At 69.0% G+C, this 14,001-nt stretch carries 11 protein-coding genes and 5 pseudogenes; 5 read left to right on the forward strand and 11 right to left on the reverse strand.

All coding sequences use genetic code 11. The features are described from left to right. Nucleotides 1-2 precede the first annotated feature (2 nt). The 3 genes and pseudogenes from G4G31_RS26100 to G4G31_RS13985 all read right to left on the reverse strand — a co-directional run bounded on the left by G4G31_RS26100 (nt 3) and on the right by G4G31_RS13985 (nt 2,514). The gene (locus tag G4G31_RS26100) at nt 3-368 is read right to left on the reverse strand and encodes a hypothetical protein (protein WP_229424968.1); all 366 of its coding nucleotides are present in this window, start codon (nt 366-368) and stop codon (nt 3-5) included. Nucleotides 369-540: 172 nt separating this feature from the next. Then, nucleotides 541-1,329 (reverse strand): annotated as a pseudogene (locus tag G4G31_RS26105) (TolC family protein); the annotation flags it as partial. 72 nt (nt 1,330-1,401) lie between these two features. Continuing rightward, nucleotides 1,402-2,514 carry a hypothetical protein gene (locus G4G31_RS13985; RefSeq protein ID WP_182988206.1) on the reverse strand — a complete coding sequence of 371 codons (1,113 nt, stop codon included), beginning with the start codon at nt 2,512-2,514 and terminating at the stop codon, nt 1,402-1,404. Between the two features lie 117 nt (nt 2,515-2,631). Between G4G31_RS13985 and G4G31_RS13990 the strand changes: the two genes are divergently transcribed. Continuing rightward, entirely contained in the window at nt 2,632-3,048 is a 417-nt protein-coding gene (locus tag G4G31_RS13990) for a hypothetical protein (protein ID WP_182988207.1), read from the forward strand. On the opposite strand, the gene G4G31_RS13995 is transcribed toward G4G31_RS13990, so the two are convergent. Then, the gene (locus G4G31_RS13995) at nt 2,999-3,943 is read right to left on the reverse strand and encodes a cation diffusion facilitator family transporter (protein WP_182988208.1); all 945 of its coding nucleotides are present in this window, start codon (nt 3,941-3,943) and stop codon (nt 2,999-3,001) included. The genes G4G31_RS13990 and G4G31_RS13995 overlap by 50 nt on opposite strands. 232 nt (nt 3,944-4,175) lie before the next feature. Between G4G31_RS13995 and G4G31_RS14000 the strand changes: the two are divergent. Continuing rightward, nucleotides 4,176-6,757, forward strand: a pseudogene (locus tag G4G31_RS14000) (acetate--CoA ligase family protein); the annotation flags it as partial. Nucleotides 6,758-6,975: 218 nt separating this feature from the next. Here G4G31_RS14000 and G4G31_RS14005 read toward each other — a convergent pair. The 3 genes from G4G31_RS14005 to G4G31_RS14010 all read right to left on the reverse strand — a co-directional run bounded on the left by G4G31_RS14005 (nt 6,976) and on the right by G4G31_RS14010 (nt 9,417). Continuing rightward, nucleotides 6,976-8,223, reverse strand: a complete 1,248-nt coding sequence (locus G4G31_RS14005) for a DEAD/DEAH box helicase (RefSeq protein ID WP_182988209.1) — start codon at nt 8,221-8,223, stop codon at nt 6,976-6,978. A 337-nt stretch (nt 8,224-8,560) separates the two neighbouring features. Further along, nucleotides 8,561-8,686: a hypothetical protein gene (locus G4G31_RS27580; RefSeq protein WP_267873614.1), complete on the reverse strand. Its 126-nt coding sequence runs from the start codon at nt 8,684-8,686 to the stop codon at nt 8,561-8,563. Nucleotides 8,687-8,745: 59 nt separating this feature from the next. Beyond that, nucleotides 8,746-9,417, reverse strand: coding sequence for a hypothetical protein (locus G4G31_RS14010; protein WP_182988210.1), 672 nt, complete (start codon nt 9,415-9,417; stop codon nt 8,746-8,748). Nucleotides 9,418-9,627: 210 nt separating this feature from the next. Between G4G31_RS14010 and G4G31_RS14015 the strand changes: the two genes are divergently transcribed. Continuing rightward, entirely contained in the window at nt 9,628-10,140 is a 513-nt protein-coding gene (locus G4G31_RS14015) for a hypothetical protein (RefSeq protein WP_182988211.1), read from the forward strand. Nucleotides 10,141-10,215: 75 nt separating this feature from the next. After that, nucleotides 10,216-11,579: pseudogene (locus G4G31_RS14020) on the forward strand (NAD(P)/FAD-dependent oxidoreductase). Between the two features lie 45 nt (nt 11,580-11,624). On the opposite strand, the gene G4G31_RS14025 reads toward G4G31_RS14020, so the two are convergent. Then, on the reverse strand, nt 11,625-12,338 hold the full coding sequence (locus G4G31_RS14025; RefSeq protein ID WP_182988212.1) for a sensor histidine kinase: 714 nt from the start codon (nt 12,336-12,338) through the stop codon (nt 11,625-11,627). Nucleotides 12,339-12,536: 198 nt separating this feature from the next. On the opposite strand from G4G31_RS14025, the gene G4G31_RS14030 reads away from it, so the two are divergent. Beyond that, a complete protein-coding gene (locus tag G4G31_RS14030; RefSeq protein WP_182988213.1) occupies nt 12,537-13,004 on the forward strand; it encodes a hemerythrin domain-containing protein in 468 nt (155 codons plus the stop codon). A gap of 143 nt (nt 13,005-13,147) precedes the next feature. On the opposite strand, the gene G4G31_RS28390 is transcribed toward G4G31_RS14030, so the two are convergent. The 3 genes and pseudogenes from G4G31_RS28390 to G4G31_RS28395 all read right to left on the reverse strand — a co-directional run. Continuing rightward, nucleotides 13,148-13,504: a response regulator gene (locus G4G31_RS28390; RefSeq protein ID WP_308621476.1), complete on the reverse strand. Its 357-nt coding sequence runs from the start codon at nt 13,502-13,504 to the stop codon at nt 13,148-13,150. 66 nt (nt 13,505-13,570) lie between these two features. Continuing rightward, nucleotides 13,571-13,717: pseudogene (locus G4G31_RS29135) on the reverse strand (hypothetical protein); the annotation flags it as partial. 1 nt (nt 13,718) lies between these two features. Continuing rightward, a pseudogene (locus G4G31_RS28395) lies at nt 13,719-13,991 on the reverse strand (ATP-binding protein); the annotation flags it as partial. Nucleotides 13,992-14,001: the final 10 nt, after the last annotated feature.

Raw genomic sequence — 14,001 nt, forward strand, 5'->3', positions numbered from 1 at the left:
CGTTATAGCGCAGCAGGGTCTCGTGCGAGATCTGCTTCCTGAGCGGCAGGACGGCGTCGCGGTAGTGGCGCGCCAGGTCCCGGCGGCGCGATAGCCCGGTAGCGCTCGCGCGCCTGGCTGCGCGCCCTCACCGCGGTGTCGGCGACCTGGCGCAGCGACTGCATGTAGAGGGCTTCGGCCCGCGCCACGCGTGCGCCGCCCCAGTCGAACAGCGGCAGTTCCAGCGCGATCTCGTAGCCGCGTGCGCGTGGCTCGCCGGTTTCGCGTTTGGTCTCGACGCCCAAGTCGAGCACGTTCACGAAGCGCGTGGTGCGCGTCAAGCCCAGGCTGGCGGCCAGGCTGGCGCTTGCCTCGCGCGCGGCCTGCACGTCGAGCCGGCGTGACAGTGCCAGGCGCTCGGGTTCCCTGGGGATCGAGCGGCGCCGCCGGCAGGTCGGGCAGGCGCTCGGGCAGGGTGAAGGAGGTGTCCTGACCCCACATGCCCAGCTGCCGCGTCAGCGCTTCGCGCGCGGCGACGGCTTCCTGGCGGGCGCGGGTCAGGCTCGCGCTGGCTTCGGCATAGAACACCTGCTCGCGCGCTTCGTCGAGTTGACTGGCATTGCCGGAGCGTGCCATCCGCCCCATCAGCTCGGCACTGGCGTCGGCCGCGGCATTCACCCGGCGCGCATAGTCTTCGCGCTGGCGCGCGGCCACCGCCTCGACCCAGGCGCGCCGGGTTTCATAGGCGTGTTTTTCGATTTCCAGGCCGACCGCCAGCTTGGCTTCCTCGAAGCGCCGCCTTTCCATGCGCGTCGACAGCGGCAGGGTCAATGCCTCCAGCAGGCCAAAGCTGAGCGAGCGTTCGATGTCGACGACCCCGCCGCCAGCCAGGCGCTTGAACCCGAAGGAGGGATTCTGCAGCCGCGCCGCCTGCGCCAGCTCGGCCTGGGCGATGCCGACCTTCCAGTAGCTCGCCTGCAGGCCCGGATGGTTCAGGAGGGCGATGCGCACGGCGGCATCCTGGTCGAGCGGCCGTGCCAGCAGTGCCCGCACCGTGTCGGCCACTTGCCGCTCGTCGGCCGGGTTGCGCGCCAGGACCGGCTGCAGGTTGGCGCGCGTGCGCGCGGCGTCGGCAACGGTGTCGAAGCCGCCGTCGGGCGTCACGCTGGCGCAGCCGGCCAGCAGCAGGGCGCCGACGAGCGTGGAAAGCGCCGCGCGCGTCACGGCTGCGCTCCATGGGCATGTGCGCCGCCAGCGGCCGGCGAGCATGTCGACGCGCTCGCCATGTCTTTGCCAGCGCAGCAGCCGGACTGGCAGCAATCGGGCTTGCAGCAACCGTCTGCGCAGCATCCGTTCGAAGCGCCGGCAGCTTGACCAGCCATGCACGATGGCGGTGCGGCCGCGTTCAGGGCCGCCAGTACTTCAACTGGCCCGGCCTTCTTGCAGCAGCCACCGCAGGAAGCAGCTTCGTGCGCGGCGGCCATGCGATGGGCCGCATGCGGATCGGGAGTGACGTTTGGTGCGGCCCGCGCGGCCATCCCCTGCAGCAGGCGCAGCCGCCATGCGCCGCGCCGCTTCCATGCATGGCGTGCGTGCGATGGCCGGCGTGCGGCTCGGCTGCCGCGACCGGAAGAGCGGGGGCAGCCCCGTGTGCGGTATGGGGATCCGGGAGGGGCCAGCAGCATGGCCGGCGTGCGGGTCGGGAGCGGCTGCCGAACCGTGTCCGGCATGCCCGGGGGCGGACGCCGGAGCCGGCGCAGCGGCGCCGTGGCCGGCGTGGGCATCGCCGTGACCCGCGCCGCCCATGGTCAGCATCATCGAATTCGTGGCCCCGACGATGCGGTTCTGTTCGCGCCAGCCGCGATCCGGGCTGGCGGCGGCTGCGGCAGGTGCGCGGTAGCGGGCGGCGTCGACGTAGCGGACGGCGGGGACCTGGGCGTCGGCCGCGGCGGCTGGAATCGACGGCTGGGCGGGTGCGGCGTGGGCAGCGGCCGCCAGCAGGCAGGGCGCGGCCACGCGGAAAAGCGTGCGTGCGAAAGTCATGACATCCTCGTGTGAGACGATTGGTACGGCCGCGCGTGCGCTGACAGCGCAGCCACGGGCGGAGCGAACGGCAGGAGAATCAGGCGACGGGGAGGCGGGGAGGTCGTTCGGGCAGGGCCAGGTCGACCGAAGGCACGTCGCCGTCGGCGAAGGGCACCGTCCAGGCCGGCGGCGCGTGCACCGCGAGCGCCGGCAGGGGGGAGCCGGGACAATGGCGGCGCCGATCGAGCAGGCCGCGCAGGCGCTGCACTTGCCGGCGCCATGATGGGTGCCGGCAGCGTCGTCGTGCATGGCGGCCATGGCGGCGTGATCCATGCCAGTGGCCATTGCCTGCATGTGCTCCGCATGCGCATCGCCGTGCGGGGCGGCAGCGGCAACCGTACGCGCGCCGTGGCCCGCTGCGCAGCCGAGCATGGCCGCCGAGGCGAAGCCCGGAAAGGGCAGCGCCAGCAGGACGAGCCAGACGATCAGTGTACGCAGGGTGGTGTTCACCGGATTATTCTAGCACGCGCCGGCAAAGCGAAACCCGGCGGTTGCCAGCGTCAATACGGGCTGTTACTATCTTGCTTTTTAGATAATCCGCATTCGGAAAGAAGCGAGGACGCCCGCATGGCCTGGATTGCCCAGCTCTTGTTTCCGCGCCGCAGGAGAAACCGGCGCGAGCTGGCCGCGCGGGCCATGGAAGTGGTCGCGCGGGTGCTGTTCGACGTCGGCGTCGACCGTTTTCGCAAGGGTTCCCTGCTGGTCGACGCCGAATTCCGCGTGCGTTTCGTCAGCGGCGACGTCCCCGGGCCCGTCCTTGCCGCCGTCCAGGTCGCCAGCCTGGCACAGGCGCGCGCGCGCCTGCCTCTTGAGCTCGACCGGTCGCCGCTGGGCGCGGCGCTGCTGAAACGGCGCGTGGCGCTGGTGGTGCAGGAGTGGCTGGGCTGCGTGCTGGCCCAGTCCGCCGAGCTGCGCGCGCGCTGCCGGCGCGGCGTCAGCCGGTGCTTCTGCGGAAGGCCGCGGCCTCGAAATAGACCCGGCTGATCGCGGGGTCGAAGGCGGCCACCGTCGCCTGCAGGCGCTCGATCGCCACGTCCACCTCGTCGATGCGCATGCCGCGCCGGAAGCGCACGGCGGCCGTCAGCAGCACGTCGTCCGGCCCCAGCTGCATCGTCATCAGCTGGCCGACCTTCTCGATGTCGGGGTCTGCAGCGAACAATTCCTTCAGTTTCCCGGTCTGCTCCACGCCCACGCTTTCGCCCACCAGCAGGCCGCCCGTCTGGCGTGCCAGCGTGAAGGCCGCGCCCACCAGCAGCAGGCCGATCAGGATCGAGGCGATCGGGTCGATGGTGGGATTGGCCAGCAGTTGGCCAAGCAGGATGCCGCCGGCCGCCACGACGATGCCGAGCAGGGCCGCCGTGTCTTCGATGAAGACCGTAAACACCGAGGCATCCTTGCTGGCCTTCACGGTCTGCCACAGCGTGGTGCCCGGCTGGCGGCTGCTGTTCAGTGCGCGCCTCGACACGTTCCAGCTGTATCCTTCGAACACGAAGGCCACGCCCAGCACGACATAGTTCCAGAACGGGTCGCCCGCCGGCGCCGGTTCGCGCAGGCTGTGGATGCCGTGGTAGATCGACAGGCCGCCGCCAAGCGAGAAGACCGACAGCGCCACGATCAGGGCCCAGAAATACACGGCCTTGCCGTAGCCGAAGGGGTGGCGCGCATCGGGCTTGCGGGCGGCGACCTTTTCGCCCACGAGCAGCAGCAGTTCGTTGCCGGTGTCGACCGCCGAGTGGATGCCTTCGGCCAGCATCGCCGCGCTGCCGGTCAGGGCGGCGACGACGAATTTGGCGGTGGCGATGCCGAGGTTGGCGACGATGGCGGCGTAGATCACCTTGCGGCTGTCGCCCGCGGGCGGCGTTTCCTTGTTTGCGGTCATGGATGAGCGGGGAGGTTCGGTTGAAGCCTAGTCTAGCCAATTCGCGGTTCTCGACGAGCGCGGCTGGAAATGACGATCGCGTCCGGGATAGCTGCGCGGTTCGCTCGTCCTCCGGCACAGCAGGCATGGCGGGGGCGGCATGAGCGTACGCAACCTGAACCGCCTGCTGGCGCCGCGTTCGGTGGCGCTCATCGGTGCTTCCGAGCAGCCGGGCAGCCTGGGCGCGACCCTGCTGCGCAACCTGGTCGCCGGCGGCTTCAAGGGCGGCATCCACCCGGTCAATCCGAAGTACACGGAGCTCGGCGGCCTGCCCGCGGTGGCAAGCGTCGCCGAACTGGACACGGCGCCGGACCTGGCCGTGATCTGCACGCCCCCGGCCACGGTGCCGGGCATCATCCGCCAGCTGGGCGAAAAGGCACGCGCGCGCGGCCGTCGTGCTCAGCGCTGGCCTGGCGGAAGCGCGCGACGAGCGCGGGCGCTCGCTCAAGCAGGTGATGCTCGACGCCGCCAACCCCTACCTGCTGCGTATCCGGGCCCGAACAGTGCCGGCCTGCTCACGCCCGGCCTGGGCCTGAACGCGAGCGTGGCGCACAGCGGCGCGCTCGCCGGGCGCATCGCTTTCGTGTCCCAATCAGGCGCCCTGATGACCGGGGTGCTCGACTGGGCGCGCTCGCGCGGCATCGGCTTTTCGCACTTCATCGCGCTGGGCGACTCGAGCGACGTCGACCTTGGCGACGTGCTCGATTACCTGGCCAGCGACGGCGCCACAAGCTCCATCCTGCTGTACGTCGAAAACCTGCGCTACGCGCGCAAGTTCATGTCGGCGGCGCGCGCCGCGGCGCGCAGCAAACCCACCGTGGTGCTCAAGGCCGGGCGGGTGAACGGGGGCGTACGCGCCGCCGCCAGCGAGAGCGGGGCGCTGGCCGGCATGGATGACGTCTTCGACGCCGCCATCCGCCGCGCCGGCATGCTGCGCGTGCCCACCACCGAGGGCCTGTTCGCGGCCGCCGAAACCCTGGCCCACGCCAGGCCCTTGTACGGCGAGCGCCTGGCCATCGTCGCCAACGGCGCGGGCCCGGGCGTGCTGGCGCGCGACGCCCCGGTCTGCGGCGGCGGCAGCGCCGCCGTGTTCGCGCCCGAGACGGCCGAACGCCTGGCCGCGTTGGTCCCGGCGGGCGCGGCGCCTGCCAACCCGCTGAACCTGCACGGCGGGGCCGAGCCGGAGCGCTACCGCCAGGTGCTCGAAGTATTGCTGCGCGACCCCGGGCTCGATGCGGTACTGGTGATCCATGCCCCCACCGCCACGGTCGACAGCGCCGACGTCGCCGACGCCATCGCCCCCGTTGCCCGCGCTGCCTCGCGCAACGTGCTCTCGTGCTGGCTGGGAGGCGACTCGGTGGCACCGGCACGCGCGATCGCCTCGCAGGCCGGCATGCCGACCTATGCCACGCCCGAGGATGCCGTCGCCGGCTTCCTGCAGATCGTCCACTACCGCCAGAACCAGAACCTCCTGATGCAGGTGCCGCCCTCGGTGCCCAGCGCCCTGGCGGCCGAGCGCAGCACGGCGCGGGCACTGGTGCGCGAAGCCCCGGCGAGCGGGCGCCACCTGCTGTCCGATCCCGAGACCAAGGCCATCCTGCGCCTCTACGGCATGGCGCTGGTGGAGACCCGGCCCGCGTCCAGCGTCGAGGAGGCGGTGCTGGCCGCCCGCGGCATCGGCTTTCCCGTCGCCGTCAAAATCCTGTCGCCGGACGTGATGCACAAGTCCGATGTGGGGGCGTGGCGCTCGACCTCGATTCCGAGGAAGCCGTGCGCGCCGCCGCGGGACGGGTGCGCAGGCGCCTGGCCGAGCTGCGCCCGGATGCGCGCTTCGAGGGTTTTTCTGTGCAGGCGATGGCGCGCCGCCCGGAAGGCCACGAGCTCATTTTGGGTGCCGCACTCGACCCCGTCTTCGGTCCGGTCATCCTGTTCGGCCAGGGCGGCATTGCCGTGCAGGTGGCGAACGACCATGCGGTGGCCTTGCCGCCGCTGAACGCGGTGCTGGCGCGCGACATGGTCGAGCGTACCCGCGTGGCGCGCCTTCTGGCCGGCTACCGCAACCGCCCGCCGGCCGACATGGACGCCATCCTGGCCGCGCTGGTGCAGGTGTCGCGGCTGGTGGCCGACATTCCGGAAATCGTCGAACTCGACATCAATCCGCTGCTGGTCGACGCCAGGGGCGCCATCGTGCTCGACGCGCGCATGCGCCTGGCGATGGCCGACCGCTCCGGCAGCACCCTCGACCGGCTGGCAATCCGCCCTTATCCGCGCGAGCTGGAGGAAACCATCGCCTGGGACGGCGGCAAGCTGCTGCTGCGTCCCGTGCGTCCCGAGGACGGGCCGGCCCACCTGCGTTTTTTCGACGCGCTCACGCCCGACGACGTGCGCTACCGGATGTTCGTGCGCATTCGCGAGCTCCAGCCCTCGCAGCTGGCGCGCTTTACCCAGATCGACTACGACCGCGAGATGGCCTTCATCGCCACCCGTCCGGGACCCGACGGCCTGCCCGAGACGCTGGGCGTGGGAAGGGTGGTGGCGGACCCCGACAATATCAGCGCCGAGTTCGCGGTGACGGTGCGCTCGGACCTGAAAGGCCTGGGGCTGGGACGGATCCTGATGGAGAAGCTGATCGCCTATTGCCGCTCGCGCGGCACCCGCGAAATCGTCGGCGAAGCGCTGCCGCAGAATAACCGCATCATCGGGCTGGTGAAGAAGCTCGGCTTCCAGGTGATGCCGGCGGGGGAAGAGGGCGTGCGTTCGTTCAAGCTGACTTTGTAATGAAAGAACATTTCATTGGTGGCCGGGGGATGAAATAATGTTTCGCTCTCGTAGGGTGGGCTCCGCCCACGCGGAAACATCGGTTGAAAGATGGGAACGGGGCCGCGAGCTAGCAGAGGCTGCATCCGCGTGGGGCATTGAAGCCGGGGGGGGGCTTGAATGCGAAGCCCACCCTACGGGAGGGCGCGGGCTGTTGGAACACGACCGCAGCCACATCAACGCCGGAAGCGCACGTCCTCGGTCACCACCTTCATCTCGCCCTTGGGCTTCTTGGGCTTTTTCGGCTTCTTGACGACCTGGCCGCTGGCGTTCGTTTCGGGCACGCGGTGGTCGGGCTCGAAACCGGCTTCCTCGACGCGTTTCAAGGTCTGCCCCGTCAGCAGCTCGATGGCGGCCAGCTGCTGCACCTCGTCGGCGCAGACCAGCGAGACCGCTTCGCCGGAAGCGCCGGCTCGGCCCGTGCGACCCGAGCGGTGGACGTAATCCTCGGCCACGATCGGCAGGTCGACGTTGACCACCACCGGCAGGTCGTCGATGTCGAGGCCGCGCGCGGCGACGTCGGTGGCGACGAGCACCTTCACTTCGCCCGCCTTGAAGCGCTCGAGCGCGCGCAGGCGTGCCGGCTGCGGCTTGTCGCCGTGGATGGAATCGGCGGCGATGCGCTTCGCCTGCAGCAGCTCGACAAGTTCGTCGACACCGCGGCGCGTCTTGACGAAGGCCAGCACCTGGCTCCAGCCATGTTGTTTGAGCAGGTGCAGGAAGAGCTCGGGTTTCCGCTTCTTGTCGACCGGCACCGCCCACTGCCTGATCGCCTTGACCGTGGTGTTGCGCGGCGCCGTCTCGATGCTGACCGGATCAAGCAGCAGCTTTCCCGCCAGCGCGCGGATGGCATCGGAAAAAGTAGCGGAGAACAGCAGCGTCTGACGGGCCTTGGGCAGCGCCGCCAGCACCTGGTCGAGCTCGCGCGAGAAGCCGAGGTCGAGCATGCGGTCGGCCTCGTCCAGCACCAGCATGCGTGTGCTGCCGAACTTGAGCGCGTTCTGGCGATACAGGTCGAGCAGGCGGCCGGGCGTGGCCACCAGCAGGTCGACGCCCTTGCGCAGGCGCATCATCTGCGGATTGATGCTGACGCCGCCGTAGGCCACCATGGTCCGCAGCGGCAGGGCACCGCCATAGGCCTTGAAACTGTCGTGCACCTGTTCGGCCAGTTCGCGCGTGGGCACCAGCACCGGGGCGCGCGCCGAGTTGCTGGCGAGCGGGTCGCCTTCCATGGTCAGGCGCTGCAGCAGCGGCAGGGCGAAGCCGGCGGTCTTGCCAGTGCCGGTCTGGGCCGCGGCCATGACGTCGCGCCCGGCCAGCACGGCGGGGATGGCCTGGGCCTGGACCGCGGTCGGGTTCTTGTAGTTGAGCGATTCGAGGGTGCGGACGATCTGGTCGATCAGGCCGAGCGAGGCAAACGACATGGAAACCTTGGAGCAAATTGAACAGCCGACAGTGTAGCCTGCCGTGCGCGTGCGAGCACGGTTTCCAGCACGCGCCTGGGCACACGACGGTCGCAAGCGCCCAGGTTCACAGATATGTCTGGCGTGCGCGGCGCCACGTGCATGCCTGGCGCACGTAGGGCGGCCGGCGGCGCTGTCCTTAGAGCCTATCCCGGTAGTCCGGAGTCGCTGCTGGCGCGCCTGACAAACGCGTGCTGCGTTGCTCGTCGTTGCATGGCCAGCCATGCGGCCTCCTCGCGCCTTGCCCGCGCTTGCCATGCATCGCCACCAGCTTTCCCCGGACTACCGGGATAGGCTCTTAGAAATCGACGAACGAAGCAAGCACGCAGCCCGTGATCGGCTTGACCGGTTCCTGGCGCCCCTGGCAGCCACCGATGACGAGACAGGCGAGGGCGATGGCGCCCCAGCGCAGGACAGGTTTCATGACGCTTCCTCCTCCGACTTCATGATAGCGCGCCCCGTGCGCCACGCAAGCGCCGCACGTCAGAAGCGGTAGGACAGGCTGGCCCGCAATACCGGATAGACCTTGTAGTCCGATACGTCGCCGGCCAGGCGCGCCTGTTCCTCGGCAACGTCGCTCGCCAGGCGCTGGCATACGGCGGTCGCCACCGTGCAGTTGAGGCTGCGCAGGCTGACGCGCGCCGAGCCCTGGTAATAGGCGCCCAGGTCGCCGCCGAAGCTCCAGCCGCGCTCGTCGCTCAAGGCATTGCCCCAGCCGATGCCGAGGTAGGGCGCGGCCTTGCGGAAGTCCACCTTGCCGACCAGGATGCCGACTTCGGCGATGTTGTACTGGGTGCCGTTGAGGCGGAAGGTCGACAGGCCGTTCGGCTCGGCAACGGCGTCGAAGCGCGTATTGTTATAGATGACGCCGCCCGTGAGCCGGAAGCTGCTGCCGGCGCGCGGATACCAGTCGAGCAGGGCGTCGACCGTCTGCAGCTTGCCGTCGAGGTCGTACTCGAGCTGGCCGGAACTGCGGGTGAAGTCGTGCTTGAAGTAGTTGACGCCGAGCCGGCCATTGAGCGAGGAGGCCAGCGGAAAGCTCAGGTGGGCGCCGACGCCGGTGCTGCCGGCATCGAGGCTGGCCCCGACCTGGGCCGCGGCGGGCGTGGCGGCCATGAGGCAGGCCAGCATTGCAGGAATGAACGGATGTTTCATGAAGACCCTCGTCGCATGACATGTCGTTGGGGTGATTCTAGCGGCGACCCTGTCGTAAGCGCACCACTGCGCCTATTCCGCGCGACAAGTCGACGCGCCAAGTCGGCGCGCCAAGTCGGCGCAACAAGTTGTAAATGTGTGTTGCAGCGAACAAAGTTTTTACTTTGGGCCTGATACAGTACGCCTTACATGACAACGAGAGGACCTTTCATGAAATCCCCACTTCGCTTCCTTCTTGGCGCCGCCTTGCTGGCTGCAGCCGCCACGCCGGCCCTGGCCCAGACCAATGTCAGCATCAGTATCGGCCAGCCCGGCTTCTACGGCCGCCTGGACATCGGCGACTTCGGCCAGCCACCGGTCGTCTACACCCAGCAGCCGGTGGTCGTGGTGCGCGAAGTGCGCCACGTGCGCGCCGAGCCGATCTACCTGCGCGTGCCGCCCGGCCACCGCAAGAACTGGTCGCGCTACTGCGGCCGCTATGGCGCCTGCGCGCGCCCGGTGATGTTCGTGCGCGACGACTGGTACACCAACACCTATGCGCCGCGCTATCGCGAGCGTCACCACGGCTACCGCGAGCCGGTGCGCGAAGTGCGGGAAGTCCGCGAAGTGCATTATGTCGAACACGATCGCCATGACAGGCACGACAAGCACGACAAGCACGACAAGCATGACAAGCACGGCGGCGGCCACGGCCATGGCAACGGTCACGGCCGCGGCCATTAAGTAGGCAGCCCGTCCCTGCGTCCGCGCCCACGCCGGCGCGGATTTTCCTCCGGGTGTACACTTGCCATATCGCCAATGTGCTGGCATTGCCGGCGGGCGCAACGGACGGAGGATGGCTTGCAAAGCGAAATCGTGATCGTCGGAGGCGGGGCGGGCGGACTGGAACTGGCCTGTAAACTGGGACGCAAGCTCGGTCCCTCGAAGGTGATGCTGGTGGACTGCCGGCTCTACCACATCTGGAAGCCTTCGCTGCACGAGGTGGCGGCCGGCACGCTCGACATCCACCAGGAGGGCCTCTCCTACCAGATGCTGGCCCACGATAACGGATTTACCTTTGTCTACGGCCCGATGACGGCGCTCGACGGTGCCGCGCGCAGCATCACCGTGGGCGCCGTGCGCGCCGCCGATGGCGAAGACGTGCTGCACGAGCGCCGGATTGCATTCACTTCCCCGGTGATCGCCGTCGGCAGCACCTCGAACTACTTCGGCGTGCCGGGCGCACGCGAACACACCATTTCCCTGAACGCCACCGAAGACGCCGAGCGCTTCCGCCTGCGTCTCCTGCGCCTGATGGCCGTGGCCGAGCAGGCGCGCGAGGAACGCGAGCGCGCTGGCGGCGGACAGGACGACGCCCCGCTCGACATCGTCATCATCGGCGGCGGCGCCACCGGCGTCGAACTGGCGGCCGAATTGCGGGAAGCATCGGGCGTGTACGCCACCTACGGCTTCACGCGCCTGCAGGTGCAGCGCGACGTGCGCATCACCCTGCTCGAGGGCGCACCGCGCATCCCGGCGCCGCTGCCCGAACGGGTCTCGAGCGCTGCCCTGAAGCTGCTGGGCGAACGCGGCATCAAGGTCGTGAACGACTGCCGCGTCACGGCCATCGAGCCCGATCGCGTGCTGGACAATGCCGGCAACGTCTATCCAGCCAGCCTGTGCGTGTGGGCTGCCGGCATCCGCGCCCCGGAGCTGCTGGGTTCGCTCGGCCTGCCGACCAACAAGGGCGGCCAGATCGAGGTCGACACCCACCTGCGCGTGCCGGGTCACCCGGGCATCTACGCTTTCGGGGATTGTGCCGCCTGCATCGATGCGGAGGGCAAGCCGGTGCCACCGCGCGCCCAGGCCGCGCACCAGCAGGCCGACTACCTGGCCGACGGTTTCCTGCGCCGCGCCGCCGGCAAGCCACCCAGGGGACCTTCCCTACCGCTACCGCGACTACGGCTCCCCTGGTTTCGCTGGGCAAGACGACCAGCGTCGGCAACCTGATGGGTTCGCTGCGCGGGGCAAGCTGGTTTGTCGAAGGGATGATGGCGCGCCTGATGTACACCAGCCTGCACCTGCTGCACCACAAGGCCGTGCTCGGCACGATGCGCACCGGCGTGCTGGCGCTGGCGCGCTTCCTGGTCAGGCGCGCGACGCCGCTGGTGAAGCTGCATTGAAGGAACCGGCACGCCTTGCCGGCGTGCCATGGCCGCCCGAGGGATTCAGGCCGGTGCGTGGCGCGGCAGGATCATCGTCAATGCCGCGCCGCCCTCGCGCCCCGTTTCCAGGCTGACGCTGCCGCCGAGGGCACGGGCGCGTTCGCGCAGCAGGCGCAGGCCGTGGCAGCGGAGCGACTCTGGCTGGCCGTTCGCCATGCCGGCGCCGTCGTCGCGCACGGTCAGCATCAGCTGGTCGCCATCGTCGTCGAGGATGACGTCGATCGTGCGCGCATTCGCATGGTGCAAGGCGTTGCGCAGCCCTTCCTCGGCGCAGCGCAGCAGGGCGACGTTCTGGGGGCGCGTATAGGCGTCGTCGTCGTCGGGCAGGCTGACGCGGGCCGTAATGCCATGCTCCAGGCTGAATTCGGCCACCAGTTCGGTCAACGCGGCCTTGATGCCAAGGAACTCCAGCTTGTCGTTCCACAGCGTCAGCTGCACCTTGCGGTTGGTCTCGATGATGCCGTTGAGCAGGCTTTTCATCTGGTTGGCCCGGTCCACCGCCTTGGCATCGGTCAGGCCTTTCGACAGCAGGCCCAGGTGCATGGTGAGGGCCGTCATCGACGAGCCGAGGCTGTCGTGCAGCTTGCGCGCGAGCAGGCGCCGGTCGTCGTCCCAGCAATTCATCAGGTGGGCGACCAGCTCGGTCAGCGCGGCGGTGCGTTCGGCAACCTGCCGTTCCAGTTCCGGGTCGAGGTGCTGCGGTTCCGGTGCGGTCATCGTGGGCTCGGTGAATGTTTCCCAAATCATACAACAGCTTCGCAGAGGGAGTGCGCACTGAGGTGCTCGGCGCCGCGTGTCACGCCCCGGAGTGTGGAAGGGCAGGCACAGCGTGCGCTGCCGAACGGTGTAACGCGGCATTTGGCCTCACGCTGGAGCCCTGGACTTCTTATTCAATAAACAACTCTGGGAGCTAGCATGCCAAACAATACCGAGACGCCCATCGACGCCATCACCCTGCTCACCAAGCAGCACCGCGAAGTCGAGGACATGTTCGAACAATTCGAAAAGATGACCGACCGCGCCAAGGTGAGCAAGAAGAAGCTTGCCGACCAGATCTGCAATGCCCTGATCATGCATACCACCATCGAGGAAGAAATCCTGTATCCGGCTACCCGCGAAGCGAGCGAGGAAACCGAGGACATGGTCGACGAGGCCGTCGTCGAGCACGCCTCGGCGAAAGACCTCATCGCCCAGGTACAGGAAATGGATCCAGGCGACGAGCTGTACGACGCCAAGGTCAAGGTGCTGGGCGAAATGGTCGAGCACCACGTCAAGGAAGAAGAGGAAGAAATGTTCCCGAAACTGCGCGAACTGAAGCTCGACCTGGCCCAATTGGGCGCCGAGATGGCGGCCCGTGCCAAGGAAATCCAGGCAACGATGTAAGCGTCCTGCGCCTGCCGGACAAAACAGAACGGCGCCCTCGGGCGCCGTTTGTTCGTCTCGGGGATGCCGCGCTCAGCCGGCGGGGGCCGGCAGCGGTGCCGGTTCGCCCAGCGCGCCCAGCAGCTGGGCGATGTCCACCGGTTTCACCGGTGCATGTCGAAGCCTGCTTCCAGCACGCGGCGCTGGTCCTCGGCCAGGCCATAGCCGGTCAGGGCGATGAGGCGCATCGCGCCCGTTGCCGGGTTGGCGCGCAGGCGCCGGGCAACCTCGTAACCGTCGATGCCGGGCAGGCCGATGTCGACCAGCGCCACCTGGGGCAGGTGGGCCGTGGCCAGGCTGACGCCGTCCAGCCCGTCGGCGGACTGCAGTACCGGGTAGCCATAGACGTCGAGCATGGTGGCCATCATCTCGCGGCCGTCTTCGTTGTCTTCGATCAGGAGCACCGAGGGCTTGGCCGCTTCGTTTTCCATGACCATGGCGGCAGGCGCGGGCTGGTTCACCTGCTGCGCGCGCGGCAGGCGGATGACGAAGGCACTGCCGGCGCTGGCGCCGCCGCTGCTGGCGCTGACGCTGCCGCCATGCAGTTCGACCAGGCGCCGTACCAGCGACAGGCCGATGCCGAGCCCCCCGGGCGCGGTCCAGGCTGATCGTGCCCTGCACGAACACGTCGAATACGTGCGGCAGCAGGTCGGGCGCGATGCCCACGCCGGTATCGCGTACGGAGAGGAGCACTTCCTCGTCCTCGGCGGCGATCGCGATGTCGATGGTGCCGCCGGCCGGCGTGTACTTCAGGGCATTGTCGATCAGGTTGGTGGCGATCTGCTCCAGGCGGGTCGGGTCGCCGTCGACCCAGTTCGGCGCCAGGTCGACGTTGATGCGGTAGCCCGGCGGTGCGGCCGGTGGCGCGGAAGGTATCGAGGCAGGCGCCGACCAGGCTGGCCATGTCGACCGGTTTGCGTGCCAGCAGGATCTTGCCCGACATCGCACGCGACAGGTC

It is taken from the genome of Massilia sp. Se16.2.3 (assembly GCF_014171595.1).
Lineage (GTDB): Bacteria > Pseudomonadota > Gammaproteobacteria > Burkholderiales > Burkholderiaceae_D > Telluria.

Bases quoted from the DNA above. Each gene is read 5' to 3' on its own strand.
- G4G31_RS14010 (WP_182988210.1), bottom strand. From the start codon at position 9,417: ATGAAACATCCGTTCATTCCTGCAATGCTGGCCTGCCTCATGGCCGCC.
- G4G31_RS14025 (WP_182988212.1), bottom strand. From the start codon at position 12,338: ATGACCGCACCGGAACCGCAGCACCTCGACCCGGAACTGGAACGGCAG.
- G4G31_RS14005 (WP_182988209.1), bottom strand. From the start codon at position 8,223: ATGTCGTTTGCCTCGCTCGGCCTGATCGACCAGATCGTCCGCACCCTC.
- G4G31_RS13995 (WP_182988208.1), bottom strand. From the start codon at position 3,943: ATGACCGCAAACAAGGAAACGCCGCCCGCGGGCGACAGCCGCAAGGTG.
- G4G31_RS14015 (WP_182988211.1), top strand. From the start codon at position 9,628: ATGAAATCCCCACTTCGCTTCCTTCTTGGCGCCGCCTTGCTGGCTGCA.
- G4G31_RS13990 (WP_182988207.1), top strand. From the start codon at position 2,632: ATGGCCTGGATTGCCCAGCTCTTGTTTCCGCGCCGCAGGAGAAACCGG.
- G4G31_RS27580 (WP_267873614.1), bottom strand. From the start codon at position 8,686: ATGAAACCTGTCCTGCGCTGGGGCGCCATCGCCCTCGCCTGTCTCGTC.
- G4G31_RS14030 (WP_182988213.1), top strand. From the start codon at position 12,537: ATGCCAAACAATACCGAGACGCCCATCGACGCCATCACCCTGCTCACC.